Annotated in this window: 13 protein-coding genes; 1 reads left to right on the top strand and 12 read right to left on the bottom strand. The window is 64.5% G+C overall.

Annotation, left to right across the window (positions count from 1 at the left end):
• Positions 1 to 18: 18 nt before the first annotated feature.
• Entirely contained in the window at positions 19 to 3,897 is a 3,879-nt protein-coding gene (gene hrpA, locus ECTOBSL9_RS06940) for an ATP-dependent RNA helicase HrpA (protein WP_063464451.1), read from the top strand.
• 3 nt (positions 3,898 to 3,900) lie between these two features.
• On the opposite strand, the gene ECTOBSL9_RS06935 is transcribed toward hrpA, so the two are convergent.
• The 12 genes from ECTOBSL9_RS06935 to ECTOBSL9_RS16950 all read right to left on the bottom strand — a co-directional run bounded on the left by ECTOBSL9_RS06935 (position 3,901) and on the right by ECTOBSL9_RS16950 (position 17,028).
• Positions 3,901 to 4,614, bottom strand: coding sequence for a glutamine amidotransferase (locus tag ECTOBSL9_RS06935; RefSeq protein ID WP_063464450.1), 714 nt, complete (start codon positions 4,612 to 4,614; stop codon positions 3,901 to 3,903).
• 116 nt (positions 4,615 to 4,730) lie between these two features.
• The gene (locus ECTOBSL9_RS06930) at positions 4,731 to 4,925 is read right to left on the bottom strand and encodes a hypothetical protein (protein ID WP_063464449.1); all 195 of its coding nucleotides are present in this window, start codon (positions 4,923 to 4,925) and stop codon (positions 4,731 to 4,733) included.
• A 6-nt stretch (positions 4,926 to 4,931) separates the two neighbouring features.
• Complete coding sequence (locus tag ECTOBSL9_RS06925) at positions 4,932 to 5,513, bottom strand: electron transport complex protein RnfA (RefSeq protein ID WP_063464448.1); 582 nt, start codon at positions 5,511 to 5,513, stop codon at positions 4,932 to 4,934.
• The gene (gene rsxE / locus ECTOBSL9_RS06920) at positions 5,503 to 6,165 is read right to left on the bottom strand and encodes an electron transport complex subunit RsxE (RefSeq protein WP_063464447.1); all 663 of its coding nucleotides are present in this window, start codon (positions 6,163 to 6,165) and stop codon (positions 5,503 to 5,505) included. The genes ECTOBSL9_RS06925 and rsxE overlap by 11 nt, the downstream gene beginning before the upstream one ends.
• A 3-nt stretch (positions 6,166 to 6,168) precedes the next feature.
• A complete protein-coding gene (locus tag ECTOBSL9_RS06915; RefSeq protein WP_063464446.1) occupies positions 6,169 to 6,864 on the bottom strand; it encodes an FMN-binding protein in 696 nt (231 codons plus the stop codon).
• Positions 6,861 to 7,880, bottom strand: a complete 1,020-nt coding sequence (locus ECTOBSL9_RS06910; RefSeq protein ID WP_063464445.1) for an RnfABCDGE type electron transport complex subunit D — start codon at positions 7,878 to 7,880, stop codon at positions 6,861 to 6,863. Before ECTOBSL9_RS06910 ends, ECTOBSL9_RS06915 begins: the two co-directional genes overlap by 4 nt.
• Positions 7,877 to 9,223, bottom strand: coding sequence for an electron transport complex subunit RsxC (gene rsxC / locus ECTOBSL9_RS06905; RefSeq protein ID WP_063464444.1), 1,347 nt, complete (start codon positions 9,221 to 9,223; stop codon positions 7,877 to 7,879). The genes ECTOBSL9_RS06910 and rsxC overlap by 4 nt, the downstream gene beginning before the upstream one ends.
• Positions 9,224 to 9,225: 2 nt before the next feature.
• Positions 9,226 to 14,235 carry a 2-oxoacid:acceptor oxidoreductase family protein gene (locus ECTOBSL9_RS06900; protein WP_205632004.1) on the bottom strand — a complete coding sequence of 1,670 codons (5,010 nt, stop codon included), beginning with the start codon at positions 14,233 to 14,235 and terminating at the stop codon, positions 9,226 to 9,228.
• A 123-nt stretch (positions 14,236 to 14,358) separates the two neighbouring features.
• Positions 14,359 to 15,210 carry an RnfABCDGE type electron transport complex subunit B gene (locus ECTOBSL9_RS06895; protein WP_063464443.1) on the bottom strand — a complete coding sequence of 284 codons (852 nt, stop codon included), beginning with the start codon at positions 15,208 to 15,210 and terminating at the stop codon, positions 14,359 to 14,361.
• A gap of 453 nt (positions 15,211 to 15,663) precedes the next feature.
• Positions 15,664 to 16,086: a DUF1841 family protein gene (locus tag ECTOBSL9_RS06890; RefSeq protein WP_063464442.1), complete on the bottom strand. Its 423-nt coding sequence runs from the start codon at positions 16,084 to 16,086 to the stop codon at positions 15,664 to 15,666.
• Positions 16,087 to 16,129: 43 nt separating this feature from the next.
• The gene (locus ECTOBSL9_RS06885) at positions 16,130 to 16,591 is read right to left on the bottom strand and encodes an RT0821/Lpp0805 family surface protein (protein ID WP_063464441.1); all 462 of its coding nucleotides are present in this window, start codon (positions 16,589 to 16,591) and stop codon (positions 16,130 to 16,132) included.
• A 296-nt stretch (positions 16,592 to 16,887) separates the two neighbouring features.
• Complete coding sequence (locus tag ECTOBSL9_RS16950) at positions 16,888 to 17,028, bottom strand: hypothetical protein (protein WP_156500066.1); 141 nt, start codon at positions 17,026 to 17,028, stop codon at positions 16,888 to 16,890.
• Positions 17,029 to 17,043: the final 15 nt, after the last annotated feature.

Here is a 17,043-nt window from a genome sequence, read left to right as displayed (position 1 = left end):
CAAGGCAAAATATGCACCATGCCCAGCCCCTCCCCCGACGCCCTCGCATCCCGCCTGCCACACTGCCGGGCCCCCGACCGCCCCGCCCTCGCCAAGGATGTGGACCGCCTGCGTCGCCGCCTGAACGCCGGCAAACCCGCCGACCGCCTGCAGACTCGCCTTGAGCAACGCATCGAGGCCTCCACACAGGCCCGTGAACAGCGTCTGACCGCGCTGCCCAAGCCCGATTTCCCCGAAGACCTTCCCGTCAGTGCCCATCGTGATGAGATCGCCAAACTCATCACCCAGCATCAGGTGGTGGTGATCTGCGGAGAGACCGGCTCCGGCAAGACCACCCAGCTCCCCAAGATCTGCCTGTCTCTGGGGCGGGGCGTGGATGGCCTCATCGGCCACACCCAACCCCGACGCATCGCCGCGCGCTCCGTGGCCAACCGCATCGCCGAGGAACTGCACAGCCGTGTTGGCGAGACCGTCGGCTTCAAGGTGCGTTTTTCCGACCACGTGGGTCCGCAAAGCCATATCAAGCTCATGACCGACGGCATCCTCCTGGCGGAACTGCGCTCCGACCCGGATCTCACCGCCTACGACACCCTGATCATCGACGAGGCCCATGAGCGCAGCCTCAACATCGACTTCCTGCTGGGCTATCTCAAGCGCCTGCTGCCCCGCCGGCCTGATCTGAAACTGATCATCACCTCCGCCACCCTGGCGCCAGAGTTGATCGCCGGGCATTTCAACGATGCGCCCATCTATACGGTGCCAGGGCGCACCTACCCGGTGGAGGTCCGCTACCGCCCCGTGACGGGGGAAGATGACGCCGATACCGATCGGGATCTCAACGACGCCCTGCTGCAGGCCGTGGACGAACTGGCCGCCGAGGGCCGTGGCGACATCCTCGTATTCCTGCCCGGGGAGCGGGAGATCCGCGAGGCCGCCGAGGCCCTGCGCAAGCATCACCCCAAACACACGGAAATCCTGCCGTTGTATGCCCGGCTCTCGGCGGCGGAGCAGAACAAGGTGTTTGCCCCTCATACGGGCCGACGGGTGGTGCTGGCCACCAACGTGGCCGAAACCGCGCTCACCGTGCCCGGCATCCGCTATGTGATCGACTCGGGCCTGGCCCGGGTGGCCCGCTATGCCTGGCGCTCAAGGCTGCAGCGGTTGTCCCTGGAACCCATCTCCCAGGCCTCGGCCAATCAGCGAGCGGGGCGCTGCGGCCGGCTCGGGCCCGGCATCTGCGTGCGACTGTATTCCGAGGAGGACTTCGCGCTGCGGCCCGAGTACACCGACCCGGAGATCCTGCGCTCCAACCTGGCCTCGGTCATCCTGCAGATGGCCCATCTCAATCTGGGCGACCCGGAGCAGTTCCCCTTCGTGGAGCCCCCGGACACCCGCCTGATCCGCGATGGCTTCAAGCTGCTGGAGACCCTGCAGGCGGTGGACGGCGCCCATCGGATCACCGACGTGGGTCGGCAACTGGCCCGGCTGCCGGTGGACCCCATGCTGGGCGCCATACTCCTGGCCGGCGCCCGCGAGCAGGCCCTGGCGGAGGTGAACCTGATCGTCGCCATGCTGGCCATTCAGGATCCGCGGGAGCGCCCCGCCGACAAGCGTCAGGCGGCCGACGAGGCCCACGCCCGTCACCGGGAACCGGGCTCGGACTTCCTGAGCTATCTGAACCTGTGGAAGGCCTGGCGGGATCAGTCCCGGCACCTGTCCCAGTCCAAGCTGCGGACCTGGTGCCGGGAGGAATTCATCTCTTTCCTCCGCATGCGCGAATGGCAGGACCTGCACGGCCAGCTACGCCAGCATCTCAACGAACTGGGCCTGAAGGAGAATCAGGAACCCGCCGATCCCGCCGCCATCCACCGCGCCCTGCTCACCGGCCTGGTGAATCAGATCGGTGTGAAGACCGAGCGGGGGGACTACCTGGGTGCCCGCAACCGCCGCTTCCACATCCATCCGGGATCGGGTTTGTTCAAGAGCCCACCGGGCTGGTTGATGGCGGCAGAGATCGCCGAGACCACACGGGTGTATGCCCGGGAGTGCGCCGCCATCCGGCCCGACTGGTTGGAGACGGTGGCTGGTCACCTGCTCAAGCATCACTATTTCGACCCCCACTTCGAGCCTCGGCGGGGCACCGTGGGGGCTTACGATCGCATCACCCTGCACGGTCTGATCATCAATCCCAAGCGCAAGGTGAACTATGGGCGCGTGGCCCCGGAGGATGCGCGCCAGGTGTTCATCCGCGAGGGACTGGTGGCCGGGCGCCTGCGCAGCCGTGCCGAGGCCCTGGTCCATAATCGGGACCTGATCCGGGAGATCGAGGACCTGGAGGCCCGGGGCCGGCGCCGGGATCTGCTGGCCGACGAGCAGGTGCTGTACGACTTCTACGACAGCCGCATCCCCGCCGGGGTGCATGATGCCGCCTCCTTCGAGCGCTGGCGCAAGCAGGCGGAACGGGAGGACCCGTCCATCCTGCACCTGGACCGGGACACCCTGATGCAGCGCGACGCCCCGGGACTGGATGCGGATCAGTTCCCCGACTCGCTGCATACCGGCGGGCTGCGTTTGCCCCTGAGCTACCACTTTGACCCGGGCCACGAGGCCGACGGCGTCACCCTCACCGTGCCGCTGGCCGCCCTCAATGCCCTGGACCCGGACGTGGGCGACTGGCTGGTCCCCGGCCTGCTGGAGGAAAAGGTCACTGCCCTGATCAAGAGCCTGCCCAAGGCCATCAGACGCCATTTCGTTCCAGCCCCGGAGTTTGCCAAGGCTGCCCTGGGGCGCATGGGTGAGCCACGGGGGCCGCTGATCCCGGCCATCAGCCGCGCCCTGCGGGAGATCACCGGCACCGACATCCCCCTGGATGAATGGCATCCCCAGCGGCTGGAGCCCCATCTGGTCCTGCGCTACCGGGTGGTGGATGCCCAGGGGCAGGAGCTGACCGCCGGACGCGACCTGGAGGCCCTCAAGGCCGAACTGTCCGGCCATGCCCAGGAAAGCTTCGAGGAACATCGCCCCGAGGGCTTCGAGCGTGAGGGGATCACCCAGTGGGACTTTGGTCCCCTGGAGGAATCGGTGGAGTTCGAGCAGCACGGGGCCACACTCCGAGGCTACCCGGCCCTGGAGGACCGGGGCGACAGCGTTGCCCGGGTGATCATCGACAGCCCCGTGCGGGCCCGGGCCACGCATCGGGCCGGGCTGCGTCGGCTGTTCATGCTGGGGGTTCGGGATCAGGTGAAATATCTCTACCGCCACCTGCCCAACATCCAGCGCCTGTGCCTGCAGTACAACGCGGTGGATCGCTGCGAGGTCCTGAAGGATGACCTGGTCTTCGCCGCGGTGGAGCGGGTGTTCATGGCCGATCCCTGGCCCCGTGACGCCGAGGCCTTCGAAGCACGTTTGGAGGCCGGACGCAGTGAACTGGTAGGGCAGTGCAATGAACTGTGTGAGCAGCTGGGCACGATCCTGGAGGCCTACCAGGGCATCCGCTCACGCCTGAAGGGTGCCCTGCCCCTGTCCTGGATCGAGGCGGCGGGAGACGTGCGGGATCAGCTGGATCACCTGATCTACCCCCACTTCGTGCTGGAAACCCCGCCCCAGTGGCTCGCCCGCCACCCCCAGTACCTGGCCGGCATCGACCGTCGCCTGGAACGCCTGGACCAGGCCCCGGACAAGGACCGCCGCGCCCGGGTGGACATCGAACCCTTATGGGACGATTGCAAGACCCGCCTCAAGGCCGGCGTACATCCCGACAGGGAGGAGGAGTTGCAACGCTATCGCTGGCGCATCGAGGAACTGCGCCTATCGCTGTTCGCCCAGGAGATCCGCACCGTGGAAAAGGTCTCGGTGAAGCGCCTGGAGGAAGACCGCAAGGCGCTGGACCGGGCTTAAAATTTATCCACGCACCAGATCCCCGAACCGCCCCAGCACGCCCACACTCTCCGGCGCCGCCTGCACCTGGCCGAGCAACTCATCCGCATTACGCCCCTGCTCCAGCAGGCGCTCCCGGTAGTACTCCACGTAATGGGGTACGATCCGGTCATCGAATTCCGGATGAAACTGCAGGCCCCAGGCTCGCTCGCCGAAACGGAAGCCCTGATGGTCGTCCATATCACTCCAGCCCAGGCGCACGGCGCCGGCAGGCAGGGCGAGCACCGACTGACTATGACTCACCTGGGCCGGGAACCGCTCGGGCAGCACACGGAACAGGGCATCCTCGGCGGCCGCCTCGGTGAGGTTCACGATGGCAGTGCCCACCTCGATACCCCGGGGGTTGTAATCCGCCCGGCCTCCCAGGGCCCAGGCCAGCAACTGGTGCCCAAAACAGATGCCCAGGATCGGCAGCCCCCGATCCACGGCGCCGGTGAGCCAGTGGGCGGTGCGGACCATCCACGGAGCCTGTTCGGTCACCATCGAACCGGAACCGGTGATGGCCACCGCCGCCACACTGCCCGCGTCCGGCAAGGGGTCGCCAGCCTGCACATCGGCAACAAGCACCTGTTCCATGGGCCAGCGCATCCCATGGGCGATCCAGTGCTCGTAATCCCCCGGATGATCCTGAAGGGAGGGGATCTTCGTCCCGGTCTTGATGATCAGCAGCTTTGCCATTCAAGGCATCCTTTCGTCGTGAGGCCCAATTCACGTTACCAAAAAGAGCAAAACGGGGACAGACACCTTTTTCGCCGCCCTGCGGGCCGGCAAAAAAGGTGTCTGTCCCCGTTTTGCTAGGGAGAGGTTTTTTTGCCGCAGGAATGGGCGGAGGCGCAACCGCCGCAGCCGGAGGCGCAGCCGCCCCCCTCTTCCTTGGCGGGGCCGAACTCGGGGTGACGCTGGGCGAAGCGTCGGGCGGCGTGTTGCACCAGCACCCAGGCGGTGAACAGGGCAAAGATGATGAGGAAGGCGGTGAGGTACTGGAGCATCCGGAGTCAGCCTCCCAGGCCCGCGAAGCCCATGAATGCCAGGGACAGGATGCCAGCCAGCATCAGGCTCATGGCGGCGCCGCGGGCGATGGACGGGACATCGGCCAGTTCCAGCTTCTCACGCAGCCCCGCCATCAGGACGATGGCCAGGATGAAGCCGGCGCCAGCGCCCAGGCTGTAGGACAGCGACTGCACGAAGCTGTACTCGTAATTGGTCTGGAACAGCGCCACGCCCAGGATGGCGCAGTTGGTGGTGATCAACGGCAGGAAGATTCCCAGCGCCTGATACAGGGGCGGGCTGTACTTCTTGATCATCATCTCCACCAGCTGAACTGCCGAGGCGATCACCGCGATATAGGCAATCAGGCGCAGGAATTCCAGATCAAAATGGGTGAGCACCTCGTTGATCAGCCAGGCGGATACCGAGCTGATCAACATCACGAACGCCGTGGCCAACCCCATGGAGAAGGCCGTGGTGAGCTTGCCGGACACACCCAGCAGCGGGCAGATCCCCAGGAACAGGGCCAGCACGAAGTTGTTGATGATGGCCGCATTGAGAAAGATGAAGGCAATGGAATCAGCGTGCATGAGCGGCAGCCTCCCCGGTGCCGGCAGCGGCACGTTTGATCTGTCTTTCCTTGATCCAGGCGAACAGCAGCAGCCATGCGCCCAGGACGAAGAACCCGCCCGGCGGCAACAGCATGATCACCCAGGGCTCGAAGGCCTCGCCAAAGACCGGAATACCCAGCAGGGTGCCGGCGCCCAGCAGTTCACGCACCGAACCCAGGCACAGCAGCGCAAGGGTGAACCCAAGGCCCATGCCCAGACCATTGATCAGGGTGCCACTGAGACGGTTACGCGAGGCAAAGGCCTCGGCCCGGCCCAGGATCATGCAGTTGGCCACGATGAGCTGGATGAAGGCGCCCAGCGCGTTGTAGATCTCCAGGCTGATGGCGTGAATCAGGTAGTCCACCACGGTCACGAAGGTGGCGATGATCACGATATAGGACGCGATCCGCACCTCCTTGGGGATGTGGTGGCGCAGTACCGAAATCAGCGCATTGGAGCACAGCAATACGAAGGTGGTCGCCAGGCCCATGGCCAGCGCGTTGGCCACGGAGTTGGTGACCGCCAGCACCGGGCACATGCCCAGCAACATCACGAACACCGGATTTTCCTTCCAGATACCACTCAGGAAGGTATCCATGGTGATCGGTTTCTTGTCTGTCTTGGCCGCCATGGGTTAGTCCTGGATATCCTGTTCAAAGGCCGCCCAGTGGGGGGCCAGCTCCGGCAGCACCGAGTCGGCACTGCGGTGAATCATGCTGCCAATGGCCTCCGCAGAAATGGTCGCACCGGTGATGCCATCGATCTCCCAGGGCTGCTCTGCGGCACCCGGGTCCACCGTGCGAATGCGGTTGGCCAGGCCCGAGCCGTCGGTGGCCAGGCGGGCATCCAGGCGCTCGAAGTTGGCAACGAACGCCGGATCGGTCTCGATCTTGTCACCCAGACCTGGAGTCTCGCGACTCTCCAGCACGGTCATGCCGACAATGCACTCGCAGGACGGGTCATAGCCGTAGAGGATACGGATCACGTCCGCATAGCCGCGCCCGGAGGCCTCCAGGGCCACGCCCTTGAAGGTACCTTCCGCATCGAAACCGGCATGAATGGTTCGACCGCGCTCCGGCGCCGTCCCGGCCGGGAAGACGCCATCGCTGGTGAGCACGAACTCACGCCGCTCCGCAGCGCCCGGGATGACCTCCAGCACGGCCCGTTCCAGGGCAATGCGGTGGTTCTCGGCGATGTAGGGCTTGGTGAACTCGAACACACTCACCACCATCAGCCCCGAAAACAGGGCAATCAGACCCAGCGTGCCGATGAGCTTGATGCTGGACGTAGGCGCCGGTCTTTGCGGGTCCGCCGATGCCGTGGTGCTCATGACTGCCTCCGTTTGCGGGTTCCGTAGGGTCGGGGTTGGGTCATGCGCTCGATCAGGGGCGACATGGCGTTACCCAGCAGGATGGCGTACATGATTCCTTCCGGCAGACCACCGAAGAACCGGATGATCACTGCCAGAAAGCCGATCAGCAGCCCGTAGATCCAGAGCCCGGATCGAGTCACCGGCGAGGCCACCATGTCGCTGGCCATGAAGAAGGCCCCCAGCATCAGGCCACCGGAAAACAGCACGAACCAGGGCGTGGGATAAAACTCCGGATCGATGGCATAGAACACCGCCGCCGTCAGGAAGGCCCCGCCCAGCACCGCCGCCGGGATGCGCCAGTTCATCATGCGCCGGGCGATGAGATACAGCCCGCACAGCAGGATGATGATGGCCGAGGTCTCGCCTGCGGAACCGGAGACCATGCCGGTAAGCAGATCCCAGGTGTCGGTGTGGATGCCCTGGAACTTCCACTCCCCCAGCGGCGTGGCCGTGGTGAAGGCATCCACCGAGGCCGGCGTCGTGAAGGGCGCGGCCAGCGTGGAGGGCAGGAACTCGGTGAACCGATCCGGATGGAAGGGCACCGTCCAGGTGGACACCGATACCGGGAAGGCCGCCTGCGCAAAGGCCCGACCGATCAGCGCCGGGTTGAACAGGTTGAAACCCAGGCCACCGAACATGGCCTTGCCCAGAGCGATGCCGATAAAACCCGACAGGGCCGCCATCCACAAGGGGAACGAGGGCGGCAAGGTCAGGGCCAGCAGCAGACCGGTGATCACCGCACTGTAATCGGACACAGTGCCGGGCCGCCGGGACAGCTTGTTGAACAGCTGCTCGGTGGCCACGCAGGTGACCGTGGTGGTGATCATCAGCGCCAGGGCACTGATGCCGAACAGATACACCGAGAACCCGCAGATGGGCAGCAGCGCCAGCACCACGTTGCGCATGATCTGCTCAACGCTGCCGGCCTGTTTCAGGTGCGGCGAGGTTTTGAGTTCAATACGCAGTGGTGTCACGAAATACGCTCCCGATTCAGGGCCTTGGCGATACGGAAGTACTGCACCAGCGGGATGTTGGACGGGCACACGTAGGCGCAGGAGCCACACTCGAAGCAATCACTCAGGTGGAGGCGTTCCTGCATGGTTTCATACTGCCGTTTGGCAGCCAGGCGCCCCAGGTCCGAGGGATTGAGCCCCACGGGGCAGGCATCCACACAGCGACCACAACGGATGCAGGGATGCACCCGCGCGGCCTCGGAACCCGGCTCCACTTCCGGGAGCACTACCAGGCCTGAAACACTCTTGGTAATGGGCACGTCCAGGGAGGACACGGTGTTCCCCATCATGGGCCCACCCAGGATGAGATGACTGGCATCCTCGCCCTGAAAACCCACCTGCTCCAGCAGGTAACGCATGGGCGTGCCCACCGGCAGGAGGTAATTGCCCGGTCGCTGTACGCCCGGCCCCGCCACGGTGATCACCCGCTCGATCAGGCCCTCGCCTGCCGGCAACAATCGACCGATCTGGGACATGGTCCCCACGTTGTTCACCACCGCACCCACGTGGTAGGGGAACCCGCCGGAAGGGACCTCCCGGTTCAGCAGGGCCTTGATGAGCATCTTCTCCGAGCCCTGGGGGTACTTGGATCTCACCACCCCCACGGAGATGACATCATCCTTGCCCAGCCGCTCGCGCAGGGCCTTGATGGCGTCGGGCTTGTTGTCCTCCACGCCGATGATGGCCCGTTCGGCCCCCACCGCCCGCATGGCCAGGCGAACACCGGTGATCACATCATCGGTGTACTCCAGCATGATGCGGTGATCGGTGGTCAGATAGGGCTCGCATTCGCAGCCGTTGACCACCAGGGTGTCCACCGCATGCCCCTTGGGCACGGACAACTTCACATGGGTAGGGAACGCGGCCCCGCCCTGCCCCACCAGGCCCGCAGCCTGAATGGCCTGGGTGATCTCCCGGCGCGAGGCCTGCATCAGATCATTGCGGGGCTTGGCGCAACGCACGGCCTGACTGTCACCCGGCAGGGTACGGATGATGATGGCCTCGCCCTTGGGCCCGCGGGCGGAAGGCATCAATTCGATGCCCTCCACCACGCCGGTCACCGGGGCATGCAACGGCACGGACATGTCGCCGTCGGCCTCGGCAATGAGCTGACCGCGCAGCACCTCCTGGTGGCGGCTGACCAGCGCCTTGGCCCGCTGGCCAAAGTGCTGCTGCAGCGGCACCACCATGCGAGGCGCAAACGCCAGACGCCGGATGGGCTGATGCTGGGTATCTTCCTTCAGCTCCGGGGGATGAATCCCCCGGGGGAAGGTCAATCCCGTCAGGAATGACATGACGCCCATGATCAGTTGAACTTCGCGGCGCGCTTCATCAGCTTTTCAGCGTCCGGTTCCTTGGCATTGGCCGGGGTACCGGGATGCACCGCCAGGGCGGCACATTTCTCGGCAGCGCGGACGATGTCCTTGTAGGAACCGCCCTTGGGATCCACCACCACGGCCTGCTTGTTGTCGTCATAGGCGAACACCCCGGGGGCGATCTCCAGACACTCATCACAAGCGGTGCACTCGTTGGTTTCCACCCAGACCGGCTCGTATTCCCAGGCCAGCCCGCCGTTACCGCCGTCGTTGGCCGGATTGGACGCACCCTGGGACACCGCCTGGGTTGAGGCCGGAGCCGCCCCTGCGGGTGCCAGGGCCGGTGTCTGGGCAGGAGCCGGCGCAGCGGACCCTTCCAGAGCAGCGGCCAACTGGCCATTGCCTTCGCCGCTGGCCAGGGACAGCAGGGCGGCACTCAGGCGTTGAGCCATGTCGGTGCGGGTCTGCGCGGCCACAGCGTCGGCATCCACCACTTCGTGGTCCAGACCCAGCAGGCCCTTGAGCTGCTTCCAGAAGTCACGGCGCTCTTCAGCGGAACGCACCAGTTCCTCGGAGACCAGCACCCGACCCAGACGGTTCTTTTCATCCACGGTCCAGATGTAGGGGAAACGTCCTTCCCGCTCGTCTTCGCTCATCTCCAGGAACTCATGCAACGGCAGCATATCGTCGTTCCAGGTGTCCTGCGGGGCCTTGCGGAAGTGCTTCCGGAAGCGGCCTTCGGTCAGGGCGAAGTCGGCAAAGGTCATGGGCAGTTCCAGGGTGCCCTCTTCGCCGTTCTCATCCTGATACTTCAGGGTGTAGGTCGGCCAGTCGGCATCCATCGCCGGGTTGCCTTCCAGATCGGAGCACTCGCGGAAGGTCACGCCACGATCCGGGTTGTAACGGAACAAGGGATAGGCGCGGGACTCAACGGCCAGCTTGGACTGGGCGAAGGCCACGTCATCACCCACGCCATGTTCCGGCGGGCACACGGCATACACGTTGAACATGGCCGGACGACGGCTGTTCAGACCCTCGATGAAGCTCTCCAGCAGGTGGGTCACGTTGGAGATGGCGCCCTGCATCACATAGCTGGTGCGGTGGGCCATGCCGATCAGGCTGATCTCCTTACGGGTTTCCTCCTTGCCCTTCCAGGCCTTGCCATAGGGCGCCATGTCGGACACCTGGCTGATGAAGCCGGAGGTACAGGCCTGGCCACCGGTGTTGGAGTACACCTGGGTATCCAGCACCAGCACCTTGATGGGCATGCCGGACATCAGCGCACGGGACAGGTTCTGGAAGCCGATGTCGTACATGGCGCCGTCGCCGCCGATACCCACCACCGGCGGGCAGAGGTGGAATTCCTCATCACTGAACTGCTCCCAGTTGAACTGGGCGAAGTGGGCATCATGCTCCAGCGGGTCGTACTTGCCGGCCAGTTCCAGCTCGGCCATGCGAATCGCCTTGAAGCCCTCGGCCATCTTGGCCATGTGGCCTTCGAAGATACCCATGGCCATGGACGGGGTGTCCTGGAACAGGTGGCTGGCCCAGGGGAACGGATAGGGGCTGTAGGGGAAGGTGGAACCCCACACGGAAGTACAGCCGGTGGCGTTGATCACACCCATCTCGGTGCGACCGCGACCGGAGGGGCCTTCCAGATAGCGCCAGCGCAGGTCCTTGAGCTTGGACAGCACGCCACTGGTCCACTGCAGCCAGTCCGGATCCAGGGTGTGACTGCCGCCGGCATCCAGGGCGGTGGACAGGCGGGCCAGGGTCAGATCCTTGTCGGCATGTTCACCGATCACCTGGTTCACGGCCTGGACGTTGGACAGATCCATGCCTTCGGCCAGCTTCAGGCGCACATGCTGTTCCAGACGCTCGATGAGATCATCCAGCTTCTTGAGGTGCGCCTTCACGCGCGGCTGCATCAGGGCCGTGACGGTGGCGGTGAACAGGTGCACGGTGGTCTTTTCACCGCAACCCAGGCAGGCGGAATCGCCGCAGTTCATGGAGCCGTAAGCCTTCTTGTCCAGCAGCAGGGTCTCCAGGGCACCGATCCCTTCGTCCAGATCCTCAATGCGGATGTAGTCCGGGCGGGTGGTGGGCAGATCCATCCAGAAGTCCCAGTTGCGACGCATGGTGTCCACGCTCTCCGGGTTCTGGGGGGTCACCACCAGGGCGTCTTCCTCACAGATTTCCACACATTCCATGCAACCCTTGCAGGTGTAGGGGTTGAGGGTCAGGGAGAACAGGCCGCCGCTGCCCTTGGCGCGTTTTTCCAGGGCGCCGAAATAGGGCTTGGTCACGGCGAACTGGAAATCACCAATGGAATTCTTCAACCAGCCCAGTTCTTCTTCCAGCTTGACCTTGTCATCACCGGCCAGCTCGGTTTCGGCCAGCAGATGGGTGATGGCGAAGTCCAGTTCGGCGCGCACATCGGCGCCGTCGCCAGCCTGGGTCAGGGCATTGCGCAGGCGCTTTTCCAGATCACGCACGGCGCGGCGCAGGTGACGGGTGGGCTTGCCACCGATCTCGATGCGACGCACGGCGGTGTCGAACACCTCACCGATGGTGTTGGTCAGGCCGGGGATGGCACTGTCCGGGCAGACGGTGTAGCAGTCGCCGCAGGCGGTGCACTTCTCGGGCTTCCATTCCGGGTAATCGAAACGGATCTGGGTCATATCCCGGTAGATGCCGGTGGATGCCGGGATCATGGACTGGGCGATGAAGGGGTCGGCCAGGTTGTCGTTGCCCTGACCGGACACATAGAAGCTGCCGGTCTGCTCCCAGAAACGATGGATGTCGGAGCTGGCCATGGAGGACTGGGGCATGCGCTTGAGCATCACCGGCATATCCGGCACGCGGATCTGGTCGGAGGCGATGGCACCCTGGGTGACCACCTTGTCGGTGACTTCGGTGAGTTCTTCGAAGCCGCGACGCACCACGCGCAGGTTGTCCTGCACCACGCGGGCACCCTTGCCACCGAATTTGTCCTGCAGCTGATCTTCAATGGCCTTGAACAGGGTTTCTTCGGTCAGACCACGACGCTTCATCACCGGGGAGGCGGCAAAGAAGGCGCCCTGGAAGGCGATGCCCTGCATGCGGAACTGCAGGTCGGCGTTGGAGGCCTCGTCGCGGGCGATCTTGAAGGCATCCACGTAGAAGACGCGGATCTCGTTCTCGATGACATAGCGCTGTGCGGCGGGCGGGAAGCTCTGCCACACGGCTTCCTGGCTCTCCAGGCTGGACTGGATGATGAACGCACCCCCCTTGACCAGACCGGCCAGCGGATCGGAGTGGTCGAACACGTTCGGGTCGGGCGAGAGCACCACGTCCACGGTCTTGAGCTCGTTGCTCACGCGGATGGGTTCGGGCGCAGCAGCCAGGTAATAGGTGGTGGGCTGACCCTTCTTCTCGGAACCGTACTTGGGGTTCGCCTTGATGTGGAAGTCCAGCAGGTCGAACAGGGTCATGGCCAGGTTCTTGCCGGTGGTCATGGCGCCCCAGCCGCCCACGGAGTGCAGACGCACGGCGATGGCCTCGTCGGGCATCAGGCTCGGGTTTTCGGAGCCGCGCAGGGCCAGCTGGCGCACCTTGGGGTAGGCCTCTTCCACGGCCTGCTGGTGCAGTTCCTGCTTGGGGCTGGCCGCCTTGTCGCGGATGAAGTCCACCGACAGGTAGAAGAAGGTGCGCTGGCTGCCGTTGGGCAGCATGTTTTCCACGGCGGCGATCAGGCCTTCGGGCTGCAGGTCGCGGGACCCCAGGCCATAGGCACCGGAGTACATGCGCGGAATGTCGCTGCTGCGGTAGGACGGATACTCGGCGTAGGGCATCACCTTGCCGGCCACGCCATTCTCGATGGCCTTGCTCACGGCGGAACGGGTCTCGCGCATCAGCGGCAGGTCTTCCGCCAGGGGCTGATCGGTCCGCTCCAGCACGGCCACACCCTTGCGGCCCTTGAGCAGGCCAGCCAGCAGGGCACCGGGGAAGGGACGGAACATGGTGATGTTCACCACGCCCAGCTTGATGCCGCGGGTTGCACGCAGGTAGTCGGCCACGGCCTCGGCGGTGGCCACCATGCTGCCCTGCCCCACGATCAGGTATTCGGCATCGTCGGTGCGATAGCCCTGGGCACGGTTATAGCGACGACCGGTGAGCTGGTAGAACTCTTCCATGCACTGATCGGTGAGCTCGGCCACGTGATCGTAGAAGTAGGGCCGCTGGGCCGCCACCTGCTGCATGTAGGAGTCCTGGTTCTGCAGGGCACCGGAAACCATGGGGTTGTCCACGTCCCAGGTGGCAGGAATGCGGCGGCGCTTTTCGCCGTAGATCATGCGCTGCGCGGGCGTGGGGCAGTCGATCATGTCGTCGGGACGGCCCAGGAACTCGGCGATCAGTTCCCGCTCCGGCACCTTCATGGATTCGATCAGGTGGGTGGTGAGGAAGCCATCCTGACCCACGATGCCGGGGTTCAGGGCCAGCTCGGCCACCTTGTGGGAAATGATGTTCAGGTCTGCGGCTTCCTGGGCATTCTTGGCGAAGACCTGGAAGAAGCCGGTGTCATCCACGCAGTGGTAGTCATCGTGGGAGGCGTGCACGTTCAGTGCGGCCTTGGTGATGGCGCGGCAGCCGACATTGAGGATATAGGGCAGGCGCTTGCCGGCAGCGGCGTACAGGGATTCGTGCATGAACGCCACGCCCTGGGCCGAGGAGAAGTTGATGGCGCGCATGCCGGTCATGGCCAGGCCGGCGGTGACGGCGGCAGCAGCGTGCTCGGATTCCGGCTCGATGAACACCAGGGAACGATTGGAGATGTTCACATGGCCCTTGGAGACCTCTTCCGCCCACATCTCCCCCATCTGGGTGGAAGGGGTGATGGGGTAGGCACCCGCGGCGTCCGAGGACTCCCGCTCACAGTGGATCACCGCCGTGTTGCCATCCATGGCCGCCCGGGTACCCGTGTATTTGAAATCCTGCGATGGCTTGCGCTTGAAGATCATGGTCGCTCTCCTGCCGGCCTGAGGCCGTTACGTTTTATAATTCGGTGTCTTCGCCGATCCATGCGGGAATGCCAGAGGGCCGGTCGTATCGAATCGACCGGCGGAGCTCCGTTCTGCGCCGCCTTATACGCGGGGCAGGGGCTCCATGCGTGGCAGGGGCTCCTTGCGGGTAACCTTGCGGGCGCCCGACCCCTTGCGGGGCTCTGCCCCTTCCAGCCATACGATGGCGCCGGTGGGGCAGCGCTGGATGGCCACGGGGGAGGCCAGGGCGTTTTTGGTGTAGTCGATCACGGCCAGGTTCTGCTCCATGCGGATCAGACCCTCGGGGGCATCGATGGCGCAGCGGCCACAGGCGGTGCACACCACCTGGCAATGGGCCATGGCTTCGTCCTGGGGGTCCTTGTTGAGGCAGTTGACCCACAGACGATGGCTTTCGGGTTGAAGGGTGAACAGATTCTTGGGGCAGATGTCGACGCAATCATTGCAACCGGTGCATTTGTCGACATCCACAATGGGCAGGCCGTGCCGGTTCAGGCGGATGGCGTCGAAATCGCACACGGCCTCGCAGTCGCCCAGCCCCAGGCAACCCCAGGTGCAGCCCTTGCCGCCGCCAGCCACGATGGCGGCGGCGCGGCAGGACTTGAGCCCCTGGTAGCGGGCGCGGGTGGCCGCCACGTGGGAACCACCGGCACAGGCGAGGCGGGCCACATTGCGCTCCTGATCACCCATCTCGACACCCAGAAAATCGGCGATTTTCTGGTTCATTTCCTCGGCATTCGGGGTGCAACGGGCAGGATCGATACGGCGCTGCACAAGCGCTTCGGCAAACGAACGGCAGCCGGCCTCGCCACAGGCACCGCAGTTGGCGCGCGGCAGCATGTCTTCAATCTCGTCGATGCGCGGGTCTTCATAGACGTACAGGCGACGGTTGGCGATGGCCAGAATACCAGCCAGCAACACGCCCAGTGACGCCATGAATCCACTTGCCAGTGCGATTTGTAAGGTTGAGGAAGTCACGATCAGTCCGGTACCCGATGGGATCACTCACTTTTTGTGCAGTGAACAATTGATGACAAAAATTACCCTGCACAAACCGTGGGGTCAAGCAATTACAGGACGAAAGGCATTCAAAACCCGGGATCTGATGACATTTTTGCGGCTTCGCAACGGGCGGACACTATGGAAATGAGTCTCGGACGCGAATGGGCAACCCTTCGACCTCGCACCCGAACCAGAGACCGGAGAGGACCTTGGGGTGCCCGGATTCCTTACAGCGGGACGCCGTGAATACATCCCTGTAAGCGGGCACCCCAAGGCCCGGACAGTTCTGCGTTCTTTTTGAAAAGATATTCCGCGGCCGAGGGCCGCTCCCACAGGGGGATTGCAAAGCAGGCGGGGGCTCCGGTTCCTCGGGGGAAGAACCGAAGATTACAGCTTGCGCACGCACTCCAGATAGGCCGACTCGTCGGGCGGGCGGCCAAAACGCTGGGCCTCCCACAGGGTCGTGCCCAGACACTCCATCATGGCGTGCTCCGCCTCATGGGCGCCCAGGCGACGCACCAGGCCCTGATAGGCCTTGGTAATGCCCGCCGGACGATCCATGCCCACCTGATCCCGGATGGCCAGGTGCATGCCCATGTGCAGGAACGGATTGGTGACACCTTGCTCCACCGTGAACTCGGCGGCCTTGGCGGCCTCCGCGTCCTGGACCTGGGCGTGATACTCGGGGTGCTCCTGCACCAGTTCGGCAATCTGGCGTTCCAGTGGCTCCAGGGGCTCCCCGGCCTGGTGCTTGCGCCAGGCCTGGCAATACATGGCGCGCAACTGATCGCGATTCTGGTTGGCAAACATCCAGGGACCTCAAGGGGAAGGGCTGTACCGATGGGAAGACGACTTACTGGTTGATCCAGCGACCCTGGGAGTCACGGCAGGCGGTACCAGTGATGCGCTCCTGGGAGCCGTCGATAGTGCCGATGACCGTGTATTCACGGCAATCACGGCCACCGCTCTGGAACGTATTGGTCGGTGTGGCCTGAAAGCTATGACCGGTATTGGGGTTCTGCCAGGACGTGGAGCGGTTGTCCGGTTGGCGCTCCAGGGTATTGGACAGCCGGGCCCGATCCACTTCATCCATGGTGCGACCAATGGAGCCACCGATGGCCGCCCCGGCCAGCGTGCCGGCAATGATGGCCGCCGTGCGCCCGGTGCCGCCGCCGATCTGGCTGCCCAGCACACCGCCCAGGGCCCCGCCCACCACGGCCCCGGTCTGTTCCTGGGTGGGACCGGTGGCACAGCCGGCAAGACCGATGAAAGCCGCCGCGCAGATTGCAGCGGCAAAGCGTCTGAGGGAAGTCATCACGAAAACTCCTTGGGCAGAAAGGGCAGCCAGAGCCCGACCGGCTCACAGACTAACAAAAGCGACATATATCTGTATGGATTTGATCCTCCTTTTGTGGGGTGGTTCCGGCCTTCGGGCTTGAACTCAGGAAGGGGCCGGGCGATGATTCCGGGCATGTCCATGCGCAGGGAAGCCATGCCATGTATCGATCAGCCAGCGGTGCGTCCGACACGGAAGTGCACTTCTTTGACGACTCCGACACGGTCACCATCCATCGGGGCGGCAGCCTCTCCTGGCGTACCCATAACCCCGGCTTACTGGGCCTGGGCCCGGTGGCCCTGGATCACGGTGCCATCGGTGTTGCCCAGGGCGTACCGGTATCCCTGGCGCTCAACCAACGCCACTGCCTCAGCCTTGAATTCCGCCGTGTATCGACGTCGTGCCTTCTTGCTCATGAACACCTCCGATGC

It is taken from the genome of Ectothiorhodospira sp. BSL-9 (genome assembly GCF_001632845.1).
Lineage (GTDB): Bacteria > Pseudomonadota > Gammaproteobacteria > Ectothiorhodospirales > Ectothiorhodospiraceae > Ectothiorhodospira.
Note: the sequence above shows the minus strand (reverse complement) of the source record. Positions and strands in the feature narration are given on the sequence as shown.